General features: G+C 66.7%; 28 protein-coding genes. 16 read left to right on the forward strand and 12 right to left on the reverse strand.

Features of this window, described 5'->3' with window-relative positions:
* On the forward strand, positions 1-203 hold a 203-nt coding region (locus tag KBY67_RS12325; RefSeq protein ID WP_255111350.1), incomplete at its 5' end, for a phosphatidate cytidylyltransferase.
* A 7-nt stretch (positions 204-210) separates the two neighbouring features.
* Here the strand turns inward: KBY67_RS12325 and KBY67_RS12330 are convergent.
* Positions 211-816, reverse strand: a complete 606-nt coding sequence (locus KBY67_RS12330) for a DUF2993 domain-containing protein (protein WP_255111351.1) — start codon at positions 814-816, stop codon at positions 211-213.
* 227 nt (positions 817-1,043) lie between these two features.
* On the opposite strand from KBY67_RS12330, the gene KBY67_RS12335 reads away from it, so the two are divergent.
* Positions 1,044-2,003, forward strand: coding sequence for an outer membrane protein (locus KBY67_RS12335; protein WP_255111352.1), 960 nt, complete (start codon positions 1,044-1,046; stop codon positions 2,001-2,003).
* 36 nt (positions 2,004-2,039) lie between these two features.
* Here KBY67_RS12335 and KBY67_RS12340 read toward each other — a convergent pair whose 3' ends face one another.
* From KBY67_RS12340 to KBY67_RS12355, 4 genes are all read right to left on the reverse strand, one after another.
* Positions 2,040-2,930: an alpha/beta fold hydrolase gene (locus KBY67_RS12340; RefSeq protein ID WP_399214419.1), complete on the reverse strand. Its 891-nt coding sequence runs from the start codon at positions 2,928-2,930 to the stop codon at positions 2,040-2,042.
* Complete coding sequence (locus tag KBY67_RS12345; RefSeq protein ID WP_255111353.1) at positions 2,927-4,078, reverse strand: iron-containing alcohol dehydrogenase family protein; 1,152 nt, start codon at positions 4,076-4,078, stop codon at positions 2,927-2,929. The genes KBY67_RS12340 and KBY67_RS12345 overlap by 4 nt, the downstream gene beginning before the upstream one ends.
* A 12-nt stretch (positions 4,079-4,090) precedes the next feature.
* Complete coding sequence (locus tag KBY67_RS12350; protein WP_255111354.1) at positions 4,091-6,661, reverse strand: ATP-dependent Clp protease ATP-binding subunit; 2,571 nt, start codon at positions 6,659-6,661, stop codon at positions 4,091-4,093.
* Positions 6,662-6,864: 203 nt separating this feature from the next.
* Entirely contained in the window at positions 6,865-7,371 is a 507-nt protein-coding gene (locus KBY67_RS12355; protein ID WP_255111355.1) for a GNAT family N-acetyltransferase, read from the reverse strand.
* Between the two features lie 46 nt (positions 7,372-7,417).
* Here KBY67_RS12355 and lysA point away from each other — a divergent pair, with 46 nt between their 5' ends.
* From lysA to KBY67_RS12400, 9 genes are all read left to right on the forward strand, one after another.
* Complete coding sequence (lysA, locus tag KBY67_RS12360; RefSeq protein ID WP_255111356.1) at positions 7,418-8,803, forward strand: diaminopimelate decarboxylase; 1,386 nt, start codon at positions 7,418-7,420, stop codon at positions 8,801-8,803.
* A 20-nt stretch (positions 8,804-8,823) separates the two neighbouring features.
* Positions 8,824-9,687: a diadenylate cyclase CdaA gene (gene cdaA / locus KBY67_RS12365; protein WP_255111357.1), complete on the forward strand. Its 864-nt coding sequence runs from the start codon at positions 8,824-8,826 to the stop codon at positions 9,685-9,687.
* Positions 9,684-10,487, forward strand: coding sequence for an isoprenyl transferase (locus KBY67_RS12370; RefSeq protein ID WP_255111358.1), 804 nt, complete (start codon positions 9,684-9,686; stop codon positions 10,485-10,487). The genes cdaA and KBY67_RS12370 overlap by 4 nt, the downstream gene beginning before the upstream one ends.
* Before the next feature lie 99 nt (positions 10,488-10,586).
* Positions 10,587-11,534 carry a biotin synthase BioB gene (gene bioB, locus KBY67_RS12375; protein ID WP_255111378.1) on the forward strand — a complete coding sequence of 316 codons (948 nt, stop codon included), beginning with the start codon at positions 10,587-10,589 and terminating at the stop codon, positions 11,532-11,534.
* Complete coding sequence (locus tag KBY67_RS12380; protein ID WP_255111360.1) at positions 11,531-12,466, forward strand: rhodanese-related sulfurtransferase; 936 nt, start codon at positions 11,531-11,533, stop codon at positions 12,464-12,466. The genes bioB and KBY67_RS12380 overlap by 4 nt, the downstream gene beginning before the upstream one ends.
* A gap of 8 nt (positions 12,467-12,474) precedes the next feature.
* Positions 12,475-13,368: a cupin domain-containing protein gene (locus KBY67_RS14790; protein WP_315855586.1), complete on the forward strand. Its 894-nt coding sequence runs from the start codon at positions 12,475-12,477 to the stop codon at positions 13,366-13,368.
* Positions 13,365-13,658, forward strand: a complete 294-nt coding sequence (locus KBY67_RS12390; RefSeq protein ID WP_255111361.1) for an antibiotic biosynthesis monooxygenase — start codon at positions 13,365-13,367, stop codon at positions 13,656-13,658. The genes KBY67_RS14790 and KBY67_RS12390 overlap by 4 nt, the downstream gene beginning before the upstream one ends.
* 6 nt (positions 13,659-13,664) lie before the next feature.
* Positions 13,665-14,675, forward strand: a complete 1,011-nt coding sequence (locus tag KBY67_RS12395) for a DUF952 domain-containing protein (RefSeq protein ID WP_255111362.1) — start codon at positions 13,665-13,667, stop codon at positions 14,673-14,675.
* The gene (locus tag KBY67_RS12400; RefSeq protein WP_255111363.1) at positions 14,672-15,211 is read left to right on the forward strand and encodes a hypothetical protein; all 540 of its coding nucleotides are present in this window, start codon (positions 14,672-14,674) and stop codon (positions 15,209-15,211) included. The genes KBY67_RS12395 and KBY67_RS12400 overlap by 4 nt, the downstream gene beginning before the upstream one ends.
* Here KBY67_RS12400 and KBY67_RS12405 read toward each other — a convergent pair.
* The 5 genes from KBY67_RS12405 to KBY67_RS12425 form a co-directional block, all read right to left on the reverse strand.
* Positions 15,177-15,548 carry a hypothetical protein gene (locus KBY67_RS12405; RefSeq protein WP_255111364.1) on the reverse strand — a complete coding sequence of 124 codons (372 nt, stop codon included), beginning with the start codon at positions 15,546-15,548 and terminating at the stop codon, positions 15,177-15,179. The genes KBY67_RS12400 and KBY67_RS12405 overlap by 35 nt on opposite strands.
* Before the next feature lie 582 nt (positions 15,549-16,130).
* On the reverse strand, positions 16,131-16,676 hold the full coding sequence (locus KBY67_RS12410) for a helix-turn-helix domain-containing protein (RefSeq protein WP_255111365.1): 546 nt from the start codon (positions 16,674-16,676) through the stop codon (positions 16,131-16,133).
* Positions 16,677-16,744: 68 nt separating this feature from the next.
* Complete coding sequence (locus tag KBY67_RS12415) at positions 16,745-16,993, reverse strand: hypothetical protein (RefSeq protein ID WP_255111366.1); 249 nt, start codon at positions 16,991-16,993, stop codon at positions 16,745-16,747.
* 30 nt (positions 16,994-17,023) lie between these two features.
* Positions 17,024-17,134 carry a helix-turn-helix domain-containing protein gene (locus KBY67_RS12420; protein ID WP_255111367.1) on the reverse strand — a complete coding sequence of 37 codons (111 nt, stop codon included), beginning with the start codon at positions 17,132-17,134 and terminating at the stop codon, positions 17,024-17,026.
* Positions 17,135-17,532: 398 nt separating this feature from the next.
* Positions 17,533-17,988 carry an Rrf2 family transcriptional regulator gene (locus KBY67_RS12425; RefSeq protein ID WP_255111368.1) on the reverse strand — a complete coding sequence of 152 codons (456 nt, stop codon included), beginning with the start codon at positions 17,986-17,988 and terminating at the stop codon, positions 17,533-17,535.
* 117 nt (positions 17,989-18,105) lie between these two features.
* Here KBY67_RS12425 and KBY67_RS12430 point away from each other — a divergent pair, with 117 nt between their 5' ends.
* The 3 genes from KBY67_RS12430 to KBY67_RS12440 all read left to right on the forward strand — a co-directional run bounded on the left by KBY67_RS12430 (position 18,106) and on the right by KBY67_RS12440 (position 20,253).
* Positions 18,106-18,306 carry a hypothetical protein gene (locus KBY67_RS12430; protein WP_255111369.1) on the forward strand — a complete coding sequence of 67 codons (201 nt, stop codon included), beginning with the start codon at positions 18,106-18,108 and terminating at the stop codon, positions 18,304-18,306.
* Positions 18,299-18,631 (forward strand): substrate-binding domain-containing protein, encoded by a 333-nt coding sequence (locus KBY67_RS12435; protein ID WP_255111370.1) that lies wholly within the window; start codon positions 18,299-18,301, stop codon positions 18,629-18,631. The genes KBY67_RS12430 and KBY67_RS12435 overlap by 8 nt, the downstream gene beginning before the upstream one ends.
* A gap of 245 nt (positions 18,632-18,876) precedes the next feature.
* Positions 18,877-20,253, forward strand: coding sequence for a Rieske 2Fe-2S domain-containing protein (locus KBY67_RS12440; RefSeq protein ID WP_399214426.1), 1,377 nt, complete (start codon positions 18,877-18,879; stop codon positions 20,251-20,253).
* Positions 20,254-20,288: 35 nt separating this feature from the next.
* Here KBY67_RS12440 and KBY67_RS12445 read toward each other — a convergent pair whose 3' ends face one another.
* Together KBY67_RS12445 and KBY67_RS12450 are read right to left on the reverse strand one after the other, a co-directional pair.
* Positions 20,289-21,569: a Y-family DNA polymerase gene (locus KBY67_RS12445; RefSeq protein ID WP_255111371.1), complete on the reverse strand. Its 1,281-nt coding sequence runs from the start codon at positions 21,567-21,569 to the stop codon at positions 20,289-20,291.
* Between the two features lie 8 nt (positions 21,570-21,577).
* Positions 21,578-22,066, reverse strand: coding sequence for a LexA family transcriptional regulator (locus tag KBY67_RS12450; RefSeq protein ID WP_255111372.1), 489 nt, complete (start codon positions 22,064-22,066; stop codon positions 21,578-21,580).
* Positions 22,067-22,722: 656 nt separating this feature from the next.
* Here KBY67_RS12450 and KBY67_RS12455 point away from each other — a divergent pair.
* Both KBY67_RS12455 and KBY67_RS12460 read left to right on the forward strand, forming a co-directional pair.
* Entirely contained in the window at positions 22,723-23,418 is a 696-nt protein-coding gene (locus KBY67_RS12455; RefSeq protein ID WP_255111374.1) for a class I SAM-dependent methyltransferase, read from the forward strand.
* A gap of 25 nt (positions 23,419-23,443) precedes the next feature.
* Entirely contained in the window at positions 23,444-23,683 is a 240-nt protein-coding gene (locus KBY67_RS12460) for a hypothetical protein (protein ID WP_255111375.1), read from the forward strand.
* Positions 23,684-23,943 lie beyond the last annotated feature (260 nt).

A 23,943-nucleotide genomic window follows, 5' to 3' on the forward strand; every position in this document is an offset into this window, starting at 1 on the left:
GGGGCCTGCTGGGGGGAATCGTGTCGCTGTTCGCCCTGGTGGGGGACCTGACTGAATCGATGATGAAGCGGGATGCGGGCGTGAAGGATTCCGGTGATGCCATCCCCGGCCACGGCGGCATCCTCGATCGCATCGACAGCTTCCTGTTCACCCCGGCGGTGGTCTTTTACTTCGTGACCTTGTTGATCCCGCTGCTGGGCTGAGGGCTGCTCAGGGGGTGACCTGAGCTTCGCCCTGAAGTCGGAGTCTGTCGGCCTCAAGGCTGGCGTGCTCGATGCGGATGTTCGGATCCATCGGCAGGCGCCCCCGCAGCTGTCCGTTGAGGTCGCGGATCACGACGCTGCCCCCGTCGGCTTCGGGCATGGTTTCCAGCTCGATCAGCTGGGGTTCTCCGTAGGCCTCTGCGGCCACCACCAGGATGCCCCGGGTGATGCGCAGCTGGCGCAGGGGCCCCAGGCCCAGCAGCTGCTCGCCGAGATGGTCGCTGAGGTTCCGCCAGCGGGGACGGTTCAGGGAGCCGCTCAAGCCATCGGCCGTGAAGGCCACTGTGCCGCGGATCAGGAAGGCGTGCTCTAGCTGCAGCGGCTGGCCGCGCAGCACCCCCCCGATCTGGATGTTCAGGGGATCGCTCTGCAGCTCCACCAGCTCGATCTCCAGCCCCTGGTACACCACCTTGCGGGCCATCAGGCTCACCCCATCGAGGCGGCCGCGCAGCAGGTTGAGGGCCGTGCCATGCAACTGGATCTCGAGGCTCTCGACGGCCTCGCATTGGCTCCTGATCCAGAGCTGGAGGCCTGAGGCCAGCAGTTGCAGCAACGGGCCGCTGCTGGACGATCGCTGTGGCTGTGCGGATTCATCTCCAGCCATGCGGGCGAGGTCGGGAAGGTTTTCCTAACAGAACGGGTTCCATCCCGATCTGCTGGTTGTCAGTTGACCGCCGGCTGGTTGTCAGCGTCAGCTGAGGGACAGATTAAGGTCTGGTTGGGTTATGCCTTGGATGGGACATCCAGATCTAGAAATTAGAGATGTCCAAAGTGCTCACCATGAACTCCCGCATTTCCTTCGTCGCACTAGCGGCAGCTGCCGCCGGCGCCGTTGGCACCGTCTTCGCCATCCCAGCCCGTGCCGCCGAGCCCGCCTCGGCTGTTGCCCCCGGTGCGGCCGCCCTGCTTGCCCCCGGTGGCACAGCCATCGCCCTCAGCCCCAGCGCTGAGCCCGCCGCCAAGACCGACACCACCGTTGCCCAGAGCTACGGCACCAGCGAAGCCCCTGTCTATCAGCAGGCCACCGGCTGGTATCTCGGGCTGGGTCTCGGCGCTGCTTGGCCCTCCGATACGGGTTTCCGCACCCGCAACCTGGATAATCGCGGTTTCGAGAATGTCAATGGCGATCTCAGTTTCGGCGGCGGTTTCTCCGGCGATCTCGCGGTTGGCTACGACTTCGGCGCGTTTCGTACCGAGCTGAGTTACGTCTATACCAGCTCAAGTGTCAATGAGGTGTCGTTCTCGGCCGACGGGAACACCTACGACGTCGGCGCCTCAGGTTCCATCAACAAGAACGACATCTTCGCCAGTGGCTACTGGGACATCAGCACCGGCAGCCGCTGGACTCCCTACATCGGTGGCGGTCTGGGTTACACCAACCTGAGCACACCCCGCATCAGGATCTCCGATAACGGCCAAAGCGCTTCCACCGGAAGTGCCAATGTGGGCCTTTTCGGCTGGCAGGCCAAGCTGGGGGTCAGCTATGGCGTCAGCGAGGTCAGCGACGTCTACCTTGAGGGCACCTACTCCGGCGCCTCCGGATTCGATGGCGATGATGTCCGCTACGACTCTTACAACGACTTCGGCGCCAAGCTTGGCTTCCGCTACCGCTTCGGACAGCCGGCTCCCCAGCCAGTGGTGGTGACCCCGGCCCCGGCCCCCGAGCCTGCCCCGCAACCAGCTCCTGAGCCCTTCGTTCAGCCCATTCCCCAGGCTGAGCCCATCCGCGGCCTCTGGTGAGCTGAGATTCAGCGGGCCGTTCGGCCGCCTCTGTCTTCAGCAGACGGCGGCCACGGCCTCGGGTCGGTCTAAGTGGGGAAGGTGGCCGCAGGCAGTCAATTCCTCGACCCTATTGCCCAGCAGGGCAAGAGCGGCCTGCTTTTGCGGCTGCCTCAGGATCCGATCATCGGCTCCCCATAGCACCTTGAGGGGCTGTGGGGGCAGGGGTTCGCCACAGCCGGCGAAGCCTCCGCTGCGGGCGAAGCGACCCAACGCTTCGCCCCAGCCAATCACCTGTAGGTGCAGAGAAGCGATCTCTTCCTCGGCGGGCCCAACGCTGGATGCAGGGTCGGCAAAGGCCTGGCGGCAAAGACCGCGCCTCACCCCCGGCAGGGCGAGAAACTTCACCCCCAGGCGATCCAGCAGGGGGGGAAGGGGCATGGGACGTCCGGTGAGACCGGCGGGTGCCAGCAGCAGTAGCCGGTCTACCCGTGTAGGCAGTCGCCGGGCCAGCTCCACCGCCACAGATCCGCCCATGGAGGCGCCGATGACGCCCAAGGGCGGTGGTGAGTTTGAGGCTGAGGCTGCCTCGATCCGCTCCACCATGGCCGTGAGGTGGTCAAGCACACCTCTGGGGTTGTAGCGCCCAGCTGCGGGCCGAGGGCAGAAGCCGAAGCCGAAGAGGTCGGGAATGTAGAGGCGAAAGCGGGGCGCCAGCAGGGGCGCCAGCCGGCGGAACTCCAGCAGGGAACTGTCGAAACCATGCAGGAGGAGAAGGGGTTCGCCCTCTCCAAGCACGGCTACGGGCCAGCGCCCACTGAAGCCCGGCAGCTCCCACCACTGCACTCGTCCAGCCAGATCGCGGCCCTGGGGGTCCAGCAGGGTGCTGGCGGCTCTGGCGATCAACTCCGGACCCTGGCACCACTCCGCCTGGGGGAAGCGGCTCAAGGACGGGTCTCTGGGCAGAGCTGGGCTTCGCCGATCTGGCTGCTCTCCGCCGGCCTCGACTCAGCTGTAGTGCTCACCATGGCGGTCAGCAGGTCGTTGGCGCCCACGGGGAAGGGCAGGTGGTGCAGGTCGGAGCCGGGACGAACGGCGAAGGCGCAGACGCTGTTGAGGTCGTTGAGACTGGCCTCGGCCAGGCCCAGGTCTTCGAGGCTCACCGGCAGGTTCAGGGCCCGGAAGAAGGAAATCAGCTGACGGCGGGCCTGGCTGGCCAGGCGGTGGCCACCGAGCAACTCCTCCAGCCGCAGCTGCACGAGCACGCCGAAGCCCACCTTCTCACCGTGCAGCAGGTGATGGCAGGCGGGCAGTTGGGTGAGGCCGTTGTGAATGGCGTGTGCGGCCACGGTGCGGCAGCGGGCACCACCGAGGCCGCCAATCAGGCCGGCCGTGAGCGCCGAGGCTTCAGCCACCCGCACCCAGGCGTCGCCCCCAGGCTCGGCCATGGCCGAACCAGCCTCCAGCAGGAGTTGGTCTCGCAGCACCCGGGCCTGCTGAACGGCCTGCTGAACCAGGCCATCGCTGCTCGCACCGCTGCTCACCGAGGCCTCATACCACTTGGCCATGGCATCGGCGATGCCGCTGGCCAGGGTGCGATGAGGAGCCTGCAGCACCAAATCGTGGTCGAAGATCAGTAGGTCGGGGCAGCGATCCAGGACCAGATCGGAGTGGAAAGCGCCTTCGGCTGAATAGAAGTTGGCCAGGGCGGTCCAGCCGGCACAGGTGGCGGCGCTGGTGGGCACCGTGATGCAGGCCAGGCCGAGGCGATGGGCCAGCAGCTTGCCGGCATCCAGCACCTTGCCGCCGCCCATGGCGATGACCCCGTCGCAGCGGCCGGCCTGGGCTTCGGCTGCCAGGCGCTGCAGATCGATCTCGCAGCAATCGAACTGAAGCTCGGCAGAAACGGGCTCCAGAGCGAGGCTTTGGAGATCAGCCCAGGCCCGCTGGCGCAAGTGTGCGGTGGCCTGGCTGCGGCCCAGCAGCAGCGGCCGGCGGCACAGTGAGGGAACGGAATCGAGAGAGGCCATCCAGGCCGAAGGCCCCCGCACCAGGCGGGCGGGGGCTATCGCATGCTGACTGAGGTCTGTCACCATCGAATCGAGGCGTCAGACGCTGGCAGCAGCCAGTTCCGGCTCCGCAACCACGGTCTGGTGGCGGATAACCACCTTCTTCTCGTCGTTGACGTCGACCAGGGCCGAATCGCCGTCCTTCAGACGCCCGGAGAGGAATTCCTCCGCCAGGGAATCTTCGAGCAAGCGCATCACGGCTCGCCGCAGAGGACGGGCTCCGTAGCTGGGGTTGTAGCCCTCTTCGACGAGGCGCTCCTTGAAGGCCTCGGTGACTGAGAGGCCGATGCCCTTCTCCTGCATGCGCCCAAACACCTCGCGCAGCATGATCTCGGCAATCTCCTTGACCTCGTCGCGGGTGAGTTGCCGGAAGACGATGATCTCATCGAGACGGTTGAGGAACTCAGGGCGGAAGTACTGCTTCAGCTCCTCGTTAACCAACGAGCGGATGCGGTTGTACTGGGTTTCCTCAACCGCTGCGCCGGAGAACTCGAAGCCGAGGCCACCGCCGCCTTTCTCGATCACCTTCGAACCGATGTTCGAAGTCATGATGATCAAAGTGTTCTTGAAGTCCACCGTGCGGCCCTTGGAATCGGTCAGTCGACCGTCTTCAAGGAGCTGCAGCAGCAGGTTGAACACATCGGGGTGGGCTTTCTCGATCTCATCGAAGAGCACCACGGTGTAGGGACGTCGGCGCACGGCTTCGGTGAGCTGACCGCCTTCGTTGAAGCCCACATATCCAGGAGGAGAGCCAATCAGCTTGCTGACGGTGTGCCGCTCCATGAACTCGGACATGTCGAGACGAATCATCGACTCTTCGCTGCCGAAGAAGTAGGCAGCCAGGGCCTTGGTGAGCTCTGTTTTGCCGACGCCGGTGGGACCGGAGAAGATGAAGCTGGCGATCGGGCGATTGGGGTTCTTCAGGCCCACCCGGGCGCGACGAATGGCCTTGGAGACGGCCTTGACGGCTTCGTCCTGACCGATCAGGCGCTGGTGCAGGGTCTCCTCCATGTTCAGCAGCTTCACAGACTCGCTTTCGGTGAGCTTCTGGACGGGAACACCGGTCCAGGAGGCCACGATCTGGGCGATGTCCTCTTCGGTGACCACCGGAGGGCGTTCGCCGCTGGAGGAGATCAGGGCATTGTCGGCAGCGGTTCTGGCTTCTGCCTCGGCGACGGCTTCAGTGGATCCTTCCACGGCGATGGAGAGGCTGGGTTCTTCGTCGCGGCGGGCCTGAAGAATCGAGCGAATCTGATCGCGCAGTTCCACTTCCTTGTCACGCAGTTCTCCAGCCTTGCTGAAATCCTGCTGACGGACGGAATCTTCCTTCTGCTTCTGAATGCCCCGCAGTTGCTTGTCGAGTTCCTTGGCCGCCGGTGGCAACTTGGAGTTCATCAGGCGCACGCGGCTGCCGGCTTCATCCACAAGATCGATGGCCTTGTCGGGCAGGAAGCGATCGGAGATGTAGCGATCACCGAGGGTGGCGGCGGCCACCAAGGCTTCATCGCTGATTTTGAGGCGATGGTGCTGCTCGTAGCGCTCGCGCAGGCCGCGCAGGATCTCGATGGTGTCGACTACGGAGGGTTCTCCCACCATCACCGGCTGGAAGCGGCGCTCCAGAGCTGCGTCGCGCTCGATGTGCTTGCGGTACTCGTCGAGGGTGGTGGCGCCGATGCACTGGAGTTCGCCCCGGGCCAGGGCCGGCTTGAGAATGTTGGCGGCGTCGATGGCTCCTTCGGCGGCACCGGCTCCGATCAGGGTGTGCACCTCATCGATCACCAGGATCACGTTGCCCGCGCTGCGGATCTCTTCCATGATCTTCTTAAGGCGCTCCTCGAATTCACCCCTGTACTTGGTGCCGGCCACCAGCAGGCCGATGTCGAGGGTGAGAACCCGCTTGTCCTCGAGGATGTCGGGGATTTCGCCGATGATGATGCGCTGGGCGAGCCCTTCGGCGATGGCGGTTTTACCGACACCGGGCTCACCGATTAGCACCGGATTGTTCTTGGTGCGGCGCCCGAGGATCTGAATGACGCGATCGATTTCGTTATGACGACCCACCACGGGGTCGAGCTTGCCCTCGGCGGCGAGCTGGGTGAGGTTGCTGCCGAATTCGTCGAGGGTGGGTGTTTTAGTGGAGCCTTTGCTGCCACCACCGCCGGCAGTGACCTCGGCGGTTTCGCCGAGCATGCGGATCACCTGGGTGCGCACCTTTGCCAGATCGACGCCAAGGTTCTCCAGAACTCTGGCAGCAACGCCCTCACCTTCCCGGATCAGGCCCAGCAGCAGGTGCTCGGTACCGATGTAGTTGTGCCCAAGCTGGCGGGCTTCCTCGAGGGACAGCTCAAGCACCCGCTTGGCGCGGGGAGTGAAGGGGATTTCAACTGCCACGAAGCCGGAACCACGGCCGATGATCTTCTCGACCTCGACCCGAGCGTCCTTGAGATTGACCCCCATCGACTTGAGCACCTTGGCGGCCACACCAGTGCCCTCACCGATCAAGCCCAGCAGGATCTGCTCAGTGCCCACGAAGTTGTGACCCAGCCTTCGGGCCTCTTCCTGGGCCAGCATGATCACTTTGATGGCCTTCTCGGTAAACCGCTCGAACATCTGCGGTGCCTGTGCAAGTCACACCAACCTATCAGGGCTGAGAGGGTGTGCGTGATTCTGACTTGAGTTCTGGCGAATCGGCTGGCACCACTGGGGTGTTCCGGCTCAATTGCCACACATTCAGGCCTGAATTCGTACGGCCTTACGAATCAACAAAGGGCGGCAATCCGCACCTTCATCAACGCCAGCCAGCGCAGTTGCACTCAGTACGGGCCGAACGATCCGGTGCAGCCCTTGAGTTGGCACCATTGGATCAGAGCATCCTGGCCATTGCGGTAGTAACCGCGACGACGGCCGGTGCTGCGGAAACCGAGCGAGGCGTAGAGCCCCAGGGCGGCGGTGTTGCCGGCGGCCACCTCCAGGCTGGCCGCGCTGGCACCCCGCTCTCGCCCCTGGCGCATCAGCTCGCCCATCAGCCTTCGGGCCAGGCCGATCCGCCGCTGGGTGGGGTGCACCAGCACCAGCAGGATCTGCAGCTCATCGAGAATCAGCCAGCCGCTGGCCACGGCCAGCAGCTGAGATCCAGAGAGAACACCCAGCAACCAGCGCTCGGCAGCCGCCTGCTCCTGGGCCTCCAGCTCCTGGTGCCACTGGCTCAGGTCCCAGCCCTGGGGGCGGCAGAGCCGATCGAGCTGGTGGCAGGCCTCAGCGTGGTCGGGCTCCAGGCGCCGCGTCTTGAATTCCCCCGGCCCTGCCGCTTCGAGGTTCATCCTTACGATTGTCTTCAAGCAGGACACCGATCCAAGGATGGCGCCGATGACCGTTTCTCCCGTCACCGCGGCGACGCGCCCCTTCGAGTTGAACGCTGATTCGCTCAGCCCCAACCGCAATCTCACGCCGCTTACCTCAGCCCTCGACGACCGCGAGCAGCTGCAGGTGGGTGGCTGTGACCTGGGCGAGCTGGCCCGCCGCTACGGCACACCGCTGTACGTGCTCGATGAAGTCACGCTGCGGGCCAGTTGCCGGGCCTACCGCGAGGCCCTCGCCGCCCACTATCCCGGCCCATCCCTGGCGCTCTATGCCTCCAAGGCCAACAGCAGCCTGATGCTCAGTGCCCTGGTGGCCTCCGAAGGCCTCGGCCTTGATGCCGTCTCAGCGGGTGAACTGCTCACGGCTCTGCAGGGGGGCATGCCGCCTGAGCGGATCGTGCTGCATGGGAACAACAAGTCAGATGAGGAGCTCTCCCTGGCGGTGGCCCACGGCGTGACCGTGGTGGTGGACAACGACCACGACCTGGAGCGCCTCACCGAGCTGGCCCCCGCCGCCGGCCGGGTGGTGCCGCTGATGCTGCGTTTCACTCCCGGCATCGAGTGCCACACCCACGAGTACATCCGCACCGGCCACCTCGACAGCAAGTTCGGCTTCGACCCCGACCAGCTCGACCCCGTGCTGCGCCGTCTGGCCAGTTGTCCCTGGGCCCGGCTCACAGGGCTCCATGCCCACATCGGCTCGCAGATCTTTGAGCTGCAGCCCCACCGTGATCTGGCTGGGGTGATGGCCGATGCCCTGGCCCTGGCCCGCTCCCTCGGCCACCCCGTGACCGACCTGAATGTGGGCGGCGGCCTGGGCATCCGCTACGTGAGCTCCGACGATCCCCCGACCATCCAGGAGTGGGTGAAGGGCGTGGCCGAGTCCGTGGTGCGTGCCTGCCGCGAGCGGGATCTGGAGTTGCCGCGGCTGCTGTGTGAACCGGGGCGCTCCCTGGTGGCCACCGCCGGTCTCACCGTCTACACGATCGGCAGCCGCAAGCAGATCCCCGGCCTGCGCACCTACCTCTCGGTGGATGGGGGCATGAGCGACAATCCCCGGCCGATCACCTATCAATCGAGCTACACGGCGGTGCTGGCGGAGCGGCCCACGGCCACGCCCACGGAAACGGTCACAGTGGCGGGAAAGCACTGCGAATCCGGTGATGTGCTTCTCAAGGACCTGGCCCTGCCGGCCAGCAGCAGCGGCGATCTGCTGGTGGTCTTCGCCACCGGCGCCTACAACGCCTCGATGGCTTCGAACTACAACCGCATCCCCAGGCCCGCGGCGGTGCTGGTGCACGGGGGTCAGGCGGAGCTGGTGCAGCGGCGGGAGCGACCAGACGAGCTGCTGCTCCACGACGTGCTGCCAGAACGTTTTCGGCCGATAGCATGAGCACAGTGCTGTAGGGATCTGTGGTCTGGCTGAGGCTCCTCGATCTGCGCCTGCTGCTGGATCTGCTGTTCGCCTCGTCCCTCGGGATGCTGTTGCTGGCCCGGGTGCGCGAATCCCGCACCCTCTGGCTGCTGCGGGGCTGGCTGTTCCTGGTGGCCCTGGTCTGGGTGGTCCAGCGCTTCGCCAACCTGCCCCTCACCACCCGCCTGCTGGAGGCGGTGGTGCTGGGTTGCAGCCTGGCCCTGGCGATCCTCTGGCAGGGGGAGCTGCGGCGCCTGATGGAGCTGCTGGGGACCGGCCGACTCGACGTGCTGCTGGGCAACCAGGGGGTCGATCAGGAGATGTCGGGGGCGGTGGCGATGCTCACCGAGGCGGCTGGCCGCCTCTCCCAGGGCCGCCGCGGCGCCTTGATCCTGGTGGACCTGGGCAGTGATCTGCGCCCTGAGGATTTCCTCAACCCCGGCATCGAGCTCGACGCCATGCTCTCGGTGGATCTGCTGCTGAACCTGTTCGCCGCCGACACCCCTCTGCACGATGGCGCCCTGCTGGTGCGCGGCAGCCGCATCCTCTCGGCAGGGGTGATCCTGCCGCTCTCGCGCCAGGGCATCACCCGCTACGGCACCCGCCACCTGGCGGCCCTAGGCATCACCGAGCGCTTCGACCGCTGCCTCTGCATCGTGGTCTCCGAGGAGACCGGCACCCTCTCTCTGGCGCGCCAGGGCAAGTTGGAGCGACCGATCACCAGCAGTCGTCTGCGGGAGTTGCTCACGGCTTCCCTGACCCCCTCCTCTACAAAACCCCCGGCCAAGGCTGTGGGCGGTTCGGTGGTGCCACTTCCCACGGGACGTACCGTGGCCGAGGACACGCCCGAATCCCGCGCATGAGTCGCTCCCCGGCGACCACCGACCCGATCCAGGTTTCCGCCCAGCCCTCCGAGCTGTTGCCGGCCTGCCTGGATCCCGCCCGGTTGCCGGCCCATGTGGCCGTGATCATGGATGGCAACGGCCGTTGGGCCCGGCGGCGGCGCCTGCCGCGAATGATGGGTCACCGCGAGGGAGTGGAAGCGCTCAAGCGCACCCTGCGGCTCTGCAGCGATTGGGGCATCGGTGCCCTCACCGTTTACGCCTTCTCCACCGAGAACTGGAGCCGGCCCGGAGAGGAGGTCACCTTCCTGATGTCCTTGTTCGAGCGGGTGCTCGCCCGCGAGCTGCAGGCCCTGGAGAGGGAGCGCGTGCGCATCCGCTTCCTGGGCGATCTCGAGCAGCTGCCGGAGGGACTGCAGGAGCGGATTGCCGCCGCCGAGGCCCGCACCGCCGCCAACACCGGCATTCACTTCAACATCTGCACCAACTACGGCGGCCGGCGGGAGCTGGTGCAGGCGGCCCGGCGTCTGGCGGAACAGGCGGCCCGCGGTGAGCTCGATCCCGCCGCCATTGATGAAGCCCACTTCGAGGCCGAGCTTCTCACCGCAGGTGAGGTGGACCCTGACCTGCTGATCCGCAGCAGCGGCGAGTACCGCATCAGTAATTTTCTGCTCTGGCAGCTGGCCTACGCCGAGATCCACATCACCGATGTGCTCTGGCCCGATTTCAACGAACAGGCCCTGCTGCGGGCTGTGCTGGATTACCAGGGTCGCCAGCGGCGCTTCGGGGGAGTTGAGCCCCTGCTTCTCCCCGACGCCTGACCCTCTCCCCTTCCACTCCCTGCCCCGTTGACCACCACCTCCCGCCCCTCAGCCGCTGCCACCCCGGCCACCGCCATCAGCACCACTGGTGCCCCTGCCCTGCGCCACGACTGGAGCCGTGAGGAGATCCAGGGGTTGCTGGAGATGCCGCTGATCGATCTGCTCTGGCGGGCCCAGGGGGTGCACCGGGCCGCCAACCCCGGCTACCGGGTGCAGCTCGCCTCCCTGCTCAGCGTCAAGACCGGCGGCTGCGAGGAAGACTGCGCCTACTGCCCCCAGTCGATGCACAACAGCAGCGACGTGAGCGGGCGGCCGGAGCTGGAGGTGGAGCCGGTGCTGGCTCGGGCCCGGGCCGCCAAGGCGGCGGGGGCCCATCGCTTCTGCATGGGCTGGGCCTGGCGCGACATCCGCGATGGCGCCCCCTTCGAGGCGATGCTGGCCATGGTGCGCGGTGTGCGTGAGCTGGGCCTCGAGGCCTGCGTGACCGCCGGCATGCTCAGCGACGCCCAGGCCGAGAGCCTGGCGGCGGCGGGCCTCACCGCCTACAACCACAACCTCGACACCAGCCCCGAGCACTACGGGCAGATCATCACCACGCGCACTTACCAGGAGCGGCTGGAAACCCTGGCCCGGGTGCGCCAGGCGGGCATCACCCTCTGCTGCGGCGGCATCATCGGCCTGGGGGAGAGCGTCAACGACCGCGCCGGTCTGCTGCAGGTGCTCGCCGGCCTCGATCCCCATCCCGAGAGCGTGCCGATCAACGCCCTGGTGGCGGTGGAGGGCACAGCCCTGGAGCAGCAGCCGCCGATTGATCCGCTCGAGCTGGTGCGCATGGTGGCCACCGCCCGCATCCTGATGCCCTTCAGCCGGGTGCGCCTGAGTGCCGGCCGTGAGCAGCTCAGCCGTGAGGCCCAGATCCTCTGCCTGCAGGCGGGGGCTGATTCGATCTTCTATGGCGACACCCTGCTCACCACCGGCAACCCCGATGTGGCCTCCGACCGGGCGCTGCTGGCGGCGGCGGGAGTCAGTGTGGAGATGGCGGCTTGAGGGCCAGGATCGCCGCCTTCTACAAGTTCGTGACCTTCACGGCCGCCGAGTTGCCGCTCTGGCGCACGCTGCTGTTCGAGCTGGCCGCGGACCAGGGAGTGAAGGGCACGGTGCTGCTGGCGGAGGAGGGCTTGAACGGCACGATCGCCGGCCCCGAGCAGGGAGTGACGGCAGTGCTGGAACACCTGCGCGCCGACCCCCGCCTGGCGGATCTGGAGGCCAAGCTGAGCTGGAGTGAGCGGCCGAGCTTCCATAGGCTGAAGGTGCGTCTCAAGCCCGAGATCGTGACCCTGGGCCGCCCCGAAGCCAGGCCCAGCGAGCAGGTGGGCACCTACGTATCGCCCGCGGCGTGGGATCAACTGATCAATGATCCCGGCACCTTGGTGATCGACACCCGCAATGCCTATGAGGTGGCGCTGGGCAGCTTCGAGGGGGCGATGGATCCGGGCCTGGAGCGCTTCGCTGATTTCCCCCACTGGGTTGACACGGTGCTGCGCCCCCTGGTGGCGGAGCACGCCCCCCAGGCCCTGGCGCTGTTCTGCACAGGTGGCATCCGCTGCGAGAAGGCCACCGCTCATCTTCTGGAGCAGGGCTTCGAGGGGGTGCATCACCTGGAGGGCGGGATCCTGCGCTATCTGGAGCAGGTGCCCGAGCCCAGCAGCCAGTGGCACGGCGAATGCTTCGTGTTCGACCAGCGGGTGGCCGTCAATCACCAGCTGGAGCCCGGCGAGCACAGCCTTTGCCACGGTTGCCGCCGGCCCCTCTCCCCCAGCGACCGCGAGCTGGCGAGCTACGTGACGGGGGTGAGCTGCCGCCATTGCGTCGCTGGTCTCTCCCCGGAGCGCCGCGTCCAGCTGGTGGAACGCCAGCGCCAGGTGGAGCTGGCTGAGCGGCGGGGCCAGGCTCACATCGCCCAGGTGTTCACCAGCTGAAGGGGCCCATGGCCGATCCGGTGATGGCGTCGTGGTCGAGGCCTGAGGCCATCGAGGCCGTCGTGGCCGCCTTTGAGAACGGCAGCCTGCCCCGCCCGCACTGGACCCACCAGGCCCACCTGCTGGTGGCGCTGGTGAGCCTGGGCCGTTGGGGGCATGACCAGGCCCTGGTCCATCTGCGCGAGCGGATCCGGGCCTACAACGAGGCCACCGGCACCCCGAACAGCGACAGCTCCGGTTACCACGAGACCCTCACCCAGTGGTTCCTGCGGGCGGTGGCCGCTCACCAGGCCCGCCATCAGGAGCTACCGCTGCCGGAGTCACTAGAACTGCTGCTGGCCTCCCCCCTGGCGGATCCGGCCTGGCCCCTGGCGGCCTACTCGCCGGAGCGGTTGTGGTCGCTGGAAGCCCGCCGCGGCTGGGTGGAGCCCGACCGGCAGCCCAGGGCCGTGCTGGCGAGCGCGGTGCCGCCACGCCAGCGGGCCAGCGCCTATCCGGCCCCCTTCGCGGCGCGGGTGGCCGGACGGGAGAAGCGGGTGCTGGGCGACCTGTTCGGCCTGCGCCGGTTCGGTGTGAACCAGACCCTGCTGCCTCCGGGTGGCTGCACGGCCCTGCGCCATGCCCACAGCCTCCAGGATGAATTCGTGTACGTGCTGGAGGGGCATCCCACCCTGATCACCGACGAGGGGGAACTGGAGCTGGCCCCGGGGATGGCGGCTGGCTTCGCGGCGGGCCGGGGGAATGCGCACCACCTGGTGAACCGCAGCGCCGAGGCGGTGATCCTGCTGGAGATCGGCGATCGCACCCCCGGCGATCAGGTGGACTATCCCGACGACGACCTGCAGGCCCGGTGGCTTGACAGCGGCTGGAGCTTCAGCCGCAAGGATGGGGCGCCCTGGTGAAGCGGTCTGTGCCCCATGTGCTGATCATCCATGCCGTCGCCCACTACGACGCCTGGAAAGCGGTGTTCGATCAGGCTGCAGGGATGCGCAAGTCCGCCGGGGAGATCAGCTACCAGCTGCTGCGCTTCGATGACGCCACCGACACGGTGGTCCATTTCTCCGCCTGGAGTTCTCTGGAGCGGGCCCGCGCCTTCTTCGAATCCGAGGAGCTGGTGGCGATTCGCAAGCGGGCGGGGGTGAAGTCTCCCGATTTCCTCTACCTCGAGGAAATCGAGCGGGGGGTGCTGTAGGTGCCCATGGCAGATCAGCCGATCCTTTACAGCTTCCGCCGCTGCCCCTATGCGATCCGGGCCCGGCTGGCCCTGGCGGCGGCGGGGGTCCGGCCCGGCCGTGACCTGGAGCTGCGGGAGGTGAACCTGAAGGCCAAGCCCCCCGAACTGCTGGAGGCCTCCGCGAAGGGCACGGTGCCGGTGCTGGTGCTGCCAGCCGATGGCACCTCAGCAGGTCAGAGCCATGGAGCTAGCTCGGTGATCGATCAGAGCCTGGCGGTGATGCGCTGGGCCCTGGAGCACCACGACCTCGGCGATCTGCTGCGGCGGGCCGACACACTGGGCCACGCGGCCCAGCGGGCAATGATCGAGGCGTTGATCGCCAGCAACGACGGTCCCTTCAAGCACCACCTCGACCGCTTCAAGTACGCCGACCGCCACCCCGGCGCCGACCCCGAGGAGCACCGGGCGGCGGCCCTGACGATCCTGCGCGACTGGAACGCCCACTTGCCCCAGCTGGGGGATCGACCCTCCCTGGCGGATCTGGCCCTGCTGCCGTTCGTCCGCCAGTTCCGCCTGGTGGATCCGGAGAGGTTCGATGCCGCGCCAGGTCTGACTGCGGTGCAGGCCTGGCTGGAGCGGTTCCTCTCCAGCCCCGAGCTCTCGGCGGTGATGGCCCCGCCCTGGGCACCGCGAGCCGCCTGGTGCTCGCCGCGCTGGCTGTATCACCTGGCCCTGGCCCCGGAATGGCGCGTCGCCAGGAGCGAGGGGGTCTACCGCCGCTCCAGCCGCGGCCTGAGCCTGGAGGAGGTGGGCTTCATCCACGCCAGCCACAGCCATCAGCTCGCCGCCACCCACCAGCGCTTTTACGCCGATGCGGCCGAGGTGCTGCTGCTCACCATCGATCCCGGGCGCCTGGCGGCCGCCGGCATTGCCGTGGAGGAGGAGCCGGCCCCCGGCAGCGTTGAGCTGTTCCCCCACATCTGGGGGCCGCTGCCGCTGGCGGCGGTGCTGGCCTGGGAGCCGTTCCCAGCATGAGCACCCTGGCGGAACTGGAGGCATGGGGCGCGGCGCGGGGGCTGCTGCTGCGCCTGCAGCTGAGTGGGCCCGCGGTGCTGCGGGGGCTGCGGGTGGGGGTGGCCCGCTGCGGCCCCGAGGGCGGACCCCAGCTGCTGGGGGAGCTCAAGGGCTGGGCGATTCCGCTGCCAGATGGCCTCCATCTCGACACCCTGCGTATCCAGGTGCCGCGCGGCGAGCCGGCCGCTGCCCTGGTGGGTCCGCTGATCTGGGCTGCCACCTTCGCCTGGGCGCTGGAGCACACCCCCTGCCGCCGCGCCGCGCTGCTGGCCATCCGCGACGACGAGCACCAGCACCGCCGGCTGGTGCGCTACTTCCGCCGGCTGGGCTTTGAGCCGCTGCGGGAGCTGGGCGCGGGAGCCCTCGATTTGCACCAGCGGTTGATCTGGGGCGGCTCAGGCTTGCTGATGCGCGGCGAATGCGCCGAGGGGCTGAGGCGCTGTGAGCTCCCGCTTGGCCTGATCAGGGCAGCTCCCCGGGCAGGAAACGCTGGATGAACACCGCCAGGGCCATGGGTCCGCATCGGGGCTGCCAGCTGGAGTCCCCCTGAAGCCGCCGCCAGCACGCCACCTGCAGGCGGGACTCGGGGCTCTCCAGCAGCCGTACCTGGTAGCGGTACTCGGCATCGGCGGACTGCTCAGCGCTGGTGAGTGCCTCCGCCCTGGGCTGGGTGCTGAGGAAGGAAGCGAGGAAGGCTGAGGCCTCGTGGCTGTGACGCAGAGCGGTGGCAAAGCGCCAGGCTGCGCCAGTGGGGTAGCCGTCGTGGTGGAAGTAGAGATGGCGTTCAGCCGTGCCCGGGAAGCCGGTGAATGAGTAGACGGCGCGGGTGGCCAAGGTGGAGAAGCAGCTGTACTGATGAGTGCCACAGGCGTCTCACGCCTCGGTGATTGCTGAGTGATCTGGTGCAGAGGACGCCACGATGTGCTGTCGTTCAGGGGATCGACGGACATCGATCGGTGATCCGGACCATCCCTGCCGTCAGGCGGCTTGCCTTGGCAAGCCCGTGTGCTCAGGGCTGAACGCCCCAGGGTCTCCAACCCGACTCGAGGAAGAGGCGATAGGCCACGGCGCAGCCTCGGGCGGTGGGGACTGAGCTGGGTGCCTTTGTTGGGTCAGCCTGCGCCCCTGTCACGCCGACCCGTCAGAGATTGGGATTTTTGCAGTCTTTACCCCACTTCTGATAGCAGAGCCCATTGTCTCGGCAATCAACACGGTTCAATGGCGCGTCGAAGTGCTGAGCAAACATTTTCTGGACAATGTCTGAAGGCGCCGTCCCGACCACCTCCTGAGTGATGCTGCAGGGGGAGCCTGGGGGATTGGCTTTGACCACGGATGCGTTTAAGGAAGAGGCCAGAACAAAAGCCAGCATTCGCTACTTGTCAGCATGACCCCCAGCCTAAGGCTGCGCGTACCCGTTCAGGGGGCGGGATGCTCGCCGAGGATACGCCGACTCCAAACATCCAGCACCATATAAAGGTAGAAGAACTGCCCCTTCAAAGGGCTGGGCAGGAGGGTGATATCCCAGGCCAGCACTTGATGGATGCCTGTTGCTTCCAGCACAGGCACCTCCCTGGGCGCTCGCGGCAGGTGGGTTCTGCCACGGTAGTTCAGTAGACTCTCCTGCCGCATGATGCGGTAGATCGTGGACTCTGAACCCACATAGATTTGCTCCTCGGCAAGGACGGCCACGATCTGAGCAGGAGTAAGATCGGCAAATCGCGGATCGTTGACGATCTCAATCACGTGCTGCCGTTCCTCTGCGCTGAAACGGTGCACCACTTCTCTCGGAGAACCCTTTCGGCGATCCTGGCTGAATCCGTGAGTCTGGAACGCAATGCCCCAACGCCGGAGCGTGCGGGAACAGATACCGATCAGATCTGCAAACGACGTGGCAGAAGCTCCTTCTTTGAGACCTTCTCGGAATATTTCTATCAGCTGTTTTCTATTCTCTGGAGGGATCATTTATCCTCGTCCAGTGGCCACAGCTGATCGAGCTTTATTGAGATCAATCGCTTCGCGGAAGCGTTCCACTACAGCAATGTTGCCGCCTTCGATAATGTTTTCTCTTTCTTTTCTGATTCGCATTGCAAGCGACGATTCTGGCGAATCAGATCCTGATTCTTGCGTTCAAGTTCACGCTGATTAGCCATGCTCGAAGCGCTGGGGCCATTGGCATCCTCAGCGGCCTGCCACCAGCGGGCCAGCTGATTGGGGTAGAGGCACCGCTCACGGCAAAAGGCTCCCAGTTCAGGGTCGCCAAGGCCGGCAGCCTGGATCACATCGGCCAGCTTGTCGAGAGCGATCCACTGCTACGGCGGCTTGGTGGTGGCCGGCACGAGCAGACCCTGCTTCTGCCACTGGCAGCGCCAGTTGTAGAGGGTCTGAGTCGTGATCCCAGTGGAACTGGCGATCTCGGCCACGCTCTCCCGGTTGGGCGGGCTTCATGCGCTGGCGGACTTGGTCGCGCACAGCGGTGTCATAGATCGGTTTCATGGTCGTCGGGTTGGCCCCCTGGTGGATGGGTCAGACCGAGCGGACTTCTTTCCTGACGCAGGGGGCATAGGCCTCATGCAGGCGCCAGCTCATCCATTCAGGAAGGATGTCCTTGGGATGGAGCGTGAACTGCAAGGGCTGCTTGAGCAAAGAAGACGTCACCGGTTTGGCGGGCGATTGGGCTGTTGTTCGGGCACTGACAAGGCAACCGGCAGGGGCATTCGCAGGCAACAGCCCATGGCGGGCACGCAACTGGCCTGAAGTATGCACTAATTCAGATAGGTGTACCGATATTTCTAGACACACGAACAGGGATGCCTTGGTCTCAGATGTAGAACATCGGCGCCGGTTGCTGCAGGTTGTCCCGCTCCAGCAGCAGGTGGGCCAACGTGGTGGACTCCAGCACAGCTGCCCGGGCCTGCTCGGCCCGCTGGGCCAGGCCCTTGAGCACGCAAAACTCGGCATCCTGGCGATCGCCCTGGCGTTCAGAACGTGCTTCGCCTTCCAGGCACTCCTCCACCTCCGCGATGGTGATCTGCTCTGGTGGCCTGCTCAACTGAAAGCCGCCCCGGGGGCCACGAATGCTGTTGAGGTATCCCCCTTTGCGCAGTGCCGTGAGCATCTGCTCGAGATACCGCTCGGGCAGCCCATGGCGGCGGCTGACCTCACCCACCTGCACCAGCTCTCCAGAGGGAAAAGCCGCGGCCAGGTCGATCAAAGCCACAAGTCCATATTCCATTTTGGCGCTGAAGGCCATGGCTGGATCGAGATCGCTCAGCAAGCCTACCAGAAAGAACGGTTAGCAGATAGGAAATAGATCCACACGCCTCTGTGCCCCGGGCCACACCGACCCAGGCGGCAATGAGCCTACCTTGTGCAATTTCCCGATCGCCGTACCGTGGATAGGATTTCTTCTCCCGCACCCCTGCGTCGACGGCAGCTGCTGCTGACGGGGCTCGCTGCCCTGCCCCTGGCCGTGGTGGCTGCCACCACCTTCAACGCCTCTCAAGCTGAGGCCCAGCAGGCGCCTAAGTCGCAGACCGTTACGTTCAAGGGCAGTTACGGCGGATACCGGCTCCCAGACCCGCGCGGTGGTTGATGGACTGGAAGCCGATGTGGTCAGCCTGGCCATGCCCGCTGACGTGACCAAGATCCAGCAAGCAAGCCTGATCAAACCAGGCTGGGAAAACGAAAACCCGAACAACTCCACACCCATTAACTCGACCGTGGTGGCTTTCGTACGTCCTGGCAATCCCAAGAAAATCAACAGTTGGCGAGAACTCGACAACAAAAACGTTGACGTGGTCACGGCAAACCCGAAGACTTCTGGTGGCTCCCGCTGGAACTTCCTGGCCTTCTGGGGCGCCATCACCCGCTCGGGGGGCTCGGAAGCTCAGGCCCGCAGGTTCATCACGGGTGCCTAGAAGAATGCCGACGTATTGCCCAAGAACGCCCACGAGGCCACCGATCTGTTCATCAAGCGCAAGCAAGGCGATGTGCTGTTGAACTGGGAAACAGAAGCGGTTCTGTCCAAGCAGAAAGGGGAGGTCCACCCCCCTCTCCCTCTCGGCCAGCGCTCCGCCGCCGCTTTGCCCCCCCTGACTCCCCGCTGCGCTCCACCGTCGCCGGCCCGGGCCTGCCACCATCCCCTTTGCATGCACATTCTGTTGTGATCAGCGCCAGCGCCGAAACCCTTCCCACGGCTCCCGCTCAGCAGAGCCTGGCCTGGCGCAACGCCTGGTATCCGGTGGCCTATCTGCGGGACCTGGATCCGGCTCGGCCCACTGGCTTCACCCTCCTGGGTGACGACCTGGTGCTCTGGTTCGATCGGAGCGCGGCTGCCGGCTCCGGTACGGAAGCGGGCCAGTGGCGGGCTTTCGCCGACATCTGCCCCCACCGGCTGGCGCCGCTCTCCGAGGGGAGGCTCAATGGCGCCGGTGAGCTGGAGTGTCCGTATCACGGTTGGAGCTTCGATGGCCAGGGCCGCTGCACCGCCATTCCCCAGGCCAGCGTGGGCAGCCAGCCCAGCGACCGGCGCAACTCCTGCCGCGCCTACGCCACCGCCACCGGCCAGGGGATGCTGTTCGTGTTCGCCGGCGTGCCCGAGGCGGCCGGCGCGGTGCCCCTGCCCCTCGTTCCCGTCCTCGATGAAACGGAGGCCGGCTGGCTGGTGCAGGACACCTTCCGCGACCTCCCCTACGACGCCCTCACCCTGCTGGAGAACGTGCTCGATGTGAGCCACGTTCCTTTCACCCACCACGCCACGGTGGGCCGGCGTGAAACGGCCGGCCCGGTGGAACTGCGGCTGGAGCAGGCCGGCCCCGGGGGGTTCAGCGGCGTCTGGCAGGAGGGCCCGCGCCGGGGCAAGCTCGGCAGCCAGTTCACCACCTTCCTGGCACCGGGCCTGATGTGGCACGACCTCACAGCCCGGGGCTTCGCCCGTATCCTCACCGTAGTCTATGCCACCCCCACCCGGCCCGGGGAGTGCCGGCTGTTCGCCCGCTTCCCGTTCCAGTTCGACTCCCCCTGGCCGGGTCGGCTGCTGCGCCTGCGCCCCCAGTGGCTGCAGCACATCGGCAACCACGTGGTGCTGGAAGACGACCAGATCTTCCTGCACTGGCAGGAGCGGGTGCTGGAGGCCCGCGGCGGCAGTGCGGCGATCAGCCGCACCTGCTACCTGGCCACCGGCGCTGATACCTATGTCAAGGCCCTGCGCGACTGGGTGGTGAGTGGGGCGGGCGAGCCGTTCCCGGATCAGCCGCTGCCGCCGCGTCTGGGCCGCAGCGCCCTGGTGGAGCGCTACGAGAGCCACACCCGCCACTGCCGCAGCTGCTCCGGCGCCCTGCGTCAGATCCGGCGCTGGCGGCCGCTGCTGGTCCCTGTGGCTTGGCTGGCGCTGCTGGCGATCGCCTGGTTCCAGACCCCCCTGGCCCTGGTGGCCGGCGTGGGTGTGGCCGGTCTGGCGGGCGCCGGCTACTGGAAGCTCGGCCAGTGGGAGCGCCTGCTACTGGCCGGCAGCGACCAGCCGCCCCGCAACCGCAGCTGAATGGCTGCCGGGCCCTCGCCAGCGGGAGGTGTCCGTCAACCGCTGTGCACCACGGGAATGTCGCCCAGGCGGGTGGTGGCAGCACGCGATAGGCGTTGGCGCTTCATCGCCCAGGCTGGCTGCAGGCCGCAGGCGGCCCACTGCACCGTGCCGCGGCCGTAGCGGCGGTTGAGGCCGTCGATGGTGGCCATCAGCACCTCGCGGCGCCGTTGCTGCTCCGGTGGCAGCGGCGTGAGCAGATGGCGCTGCAGCTGCTCCAGCGGTTGCAGGTTCTGCAGCAGCACACCGGCTTTCTGCAGGGGCTTGTGGGGACGGAACAGGAGCTCGGCCAGGGGCAGGGCGGCGGCCAGCAGCACGGCGGTGTCGTTGCTGGCCAGCGGTAGCGACACGGTGGCGGCATTGGCGTAGAAGCGGGTGCGGTTGAAGGGGCTGCTGCGTACGAACACGGTGATGGCACCGGCGCGCTGGCGCTGGCGGCGCAGCTTCTCGGCAGCGCGGCTGAGGTAGGTGGCGATCGCCTCGCGCAGCGGGCCCAGCTCGCGGATCGGTTCGCTGAAGCTGCGGCTCACACAGGTTTCCTGCTTGGCGGGCGGGGCCGCCACCAGGGGCAGGCAACTGTGGCCCCGCAACTCCTGCTGCAGGCGCAACCCCACCACGCCGGCTTTGCTGCGCAGCTCCCCGCTGGCCAGCTCGCGCAGCTGCAGCGCATTGGCCACACCGCGTAGGCGGCACCAGCGCGAGAGCTTGCGGCCGATGCCCCAGACGTCCTCGATCGCCACCGCCTCCAGCCAGGGGTCAGGATCGGCCAGGGCCCCCAGATCGAAGACTCCGCCGTGGGCCGGATCGCCCTTGGCCAGCTTGTTGGCCAGCTTGGCGAGCACCTTGGAGGGGGCGATCCCCACCGCCACCGGCAGCCCCAGGTGGCGCCGCACCTGTTGGCGCAGGGCGTGCCCCCAGGCGCTGAGGTCGCCGGCGGCGGGGCGGCGCAGCCGGCCGAAGGCCTCATCGATCGAATAGATCTCCAGCTCCTCCACCCAGGGCTCGAGGGTGAGCATCAACCGCTGGCTCATGTCGGCGTAGAGGGCGTAATTGGAGCTGCGCACCACCACGCCGAGGCGCTCCAGCTCGCGCTTCACCTGGAAGTAGGGCGTACCCATGGCGATGCCCAGGGCGCGGGCCTCGGCGCTGCGGGCGACGATGCAGCCGTCGTTGTTGGAGAGCACCACCAGCGGCCGACCGATCAGCGCGGGATCGAGTGCCGCCTCGCAGGAGGCGTAGAAGTTGTTGCCGTCGATCAGCACGGTGGCCCAGGCCATCGGCGCCCTCAGAGCGGGTGGATCACGTGGATGGCGACTCCCCAGAGGCGGGTGTCGTCCGCATCACTCAGCTCCAGGGGCGGATAGGCGGGATGGGCCGCCTCCAGCCGCAGCCGGCCCTGGTGCCGCACCAGGCGCTTGAGCGTGAAGGCCCCCTCCACCGCCGCCACCACCACGCGGCCGTGGCGGGGCTCGACGCTGCGGTCGACGATCAGCAGGTCGCCGTGGTGGATGCCGGCGCCGATCATCGAATCGCCACTGACGCGCAGGAAGAAAGTGCTGCTGGGGCACGCGATCAGCTGTTCGTTGAGGTCGATGCCGGTTTCGACGTAGTCGTCGGCGGGGCTGGGAAAGCCGGCCGCCACGCTGTCGCCGGCCAGGGGCAGCAGCAGGCCCCGGCGCCGCTCGCGCAGGGGCAGGGGTGTGAACGGCTCGCTGAATCCGCCACTGATGACGGCTGGGTTGGTGGCTCCGCCAACGACTGGATCGGTGGTCATGGGCAACCGCTCAGGGATCGCCAGAGTAGTGCAGATGTACTGGTTCTTGCTTCCCGATGGCCCCGCCGTGGGACCCCTTCATGACGCCCCCTTCATGACGGCAGGTGTCCCGACGTGACGAGCGGTGTCGCCTGAGGGCCGCCCCCTTGTGCCCCCAGGTCGCCGGGGGGAGAGTGAACGCAACGGGATTCGGAGGCTCCAAACGATGGACGACACCCCCCCTGAGCAGCATCCAGGAGTGCGCTGACGATCCGGCCCCTGCTCCAACACTCTCATCGGATCACTGGTTTCCCCGGCGGTTTCAGCCGCCTTGTCCCTGCGCCGTTCACGAGCATCCGCTCCAGGTGCCCCGGACCCCCTGGGAAGCCCCACTGGAACCCTGGCCCCAGGTGCCAGCGTCAGCGGCTCCGCCCTTGATCAACCCACCCAAGCGAATCCGTTCCTGAACAACCGCATCACCGGCAGATTCACTGCCGACGGCTTCACTGCCGACGGACACACAACTGAAGACGCGCAACGGCATGGTCTCCATGCCCATCCGACGATCTGATCGATCGTGGGGCGGTTTCCGCTCCGCAGACAAGCGCCCGGTGGCTCCGCCATCGGGCTTTGTTGTGGCCAGCATGGATCGCGTCGATGACGTTGAGGAGTGAGCCATGGTGGTGCAGGTGCTGAGCGAAGCGGAGCGCTTCAAGCTCGACCGCTCCGATGACGCCGCCTTCTACGCCGAGCCCCGCTTCGTGCACCACCTTGACGGCGCCTTCCGCAACCGGCTGACGGCGCTCTACCGCGAGCGGATCCCGCCCTGCGCGGTGGTGCTGGATCTGATGAGCAGCTGGGTCAGCCACCTGCCCGAGGAGGTCCGCTACGAGCGGGTGATCGGCCATGGCCTCAATACCCAGGAGTTGGAGGCGAATCCGCGCCTTGATCAGCACTGGGTGCAGAACCTCAACCGCAACCAGCACCTGCCCCTGGAGGAGGGCAGCGTGGATGCGGTTCTGATCGTGGCGGGGTGGCAGTACCTGCAGCAACCGGAGGCGATCGCGGCCGAGCTGTTGCGGATCCTGCGGCCCCAGGGGCAGCTGATCGTGGCCTTCTCCAACCGGATGTTCATGCAGAAGGCCCCCCAGATCTGGACCGATGGCGGTGACCGGGATCACCTGGAGTACGTGATGCGGGTGCTGGTAGCTCAGGACTGGCCGCTGCCGATGCTGATCGCAGAGTCGACCAGGTCGGAGGGGCCGCTGGGCTGGCTGGGGGGGCATGGAGACCCCTTCTTTGCGGTGATCGCCCAGAAGCCGGGACCGGGCGAGCGCCGGGAGCCAGCCACAGTTAACAGTTCTTTACACTAGGGTGATGGGAACGCCGGAGATCCCTATGAGCACCCTCATCAACGTGATTGCCCCACTGCTGTACATGGTCTGCTTCGCAGTGATCCTCGGCGGCGCCTTCGCCCTGATGACCCAGACCCTGCGCAGTGGCCAGCAGGTCCCGGCCCCCCGTCGCCGTCACCCCGAAGCCCCCAATCCCGGTGAGGAAGTGATGGTGATCGACCTCAGCCGTGAGCGCCTTGAGCAGCTCTATCAGCAAGCCTCCTCAGCTGGCCAGGGCGCCTGATCTCAGCGGGCCCGTTGCTGCTCGTGGCCCCGGCTCCAGCCTTCACCCTGCACCCAGCAGAGGTATTGATTGAAGCGAATCAGAGCCCGGCCGATGTTCCAACCCGCTTAGCTCATCAGCAGGCGGTGACTTTCAGGGAAGGTGACACTCCTTGGCAGCCACTCAGGCAACCCGAATTAATGGTAGCGCCAGGATCGGTTCTGAGTCCTCTGGTGGCTTGTTGATCCACACTTCTTCCGGTTGACGCCAGCAGCGAATGC

Origin of the sequence: Synechococcus sp. RedBA-s, assembly GCF_024345495.1 — a bacterium.
Lineage (GTDB): Bacteria > Cyanobacteriota > Cyanobacteriia > PCC-6307 > Cyanobiaceae > Regnicoccus_A.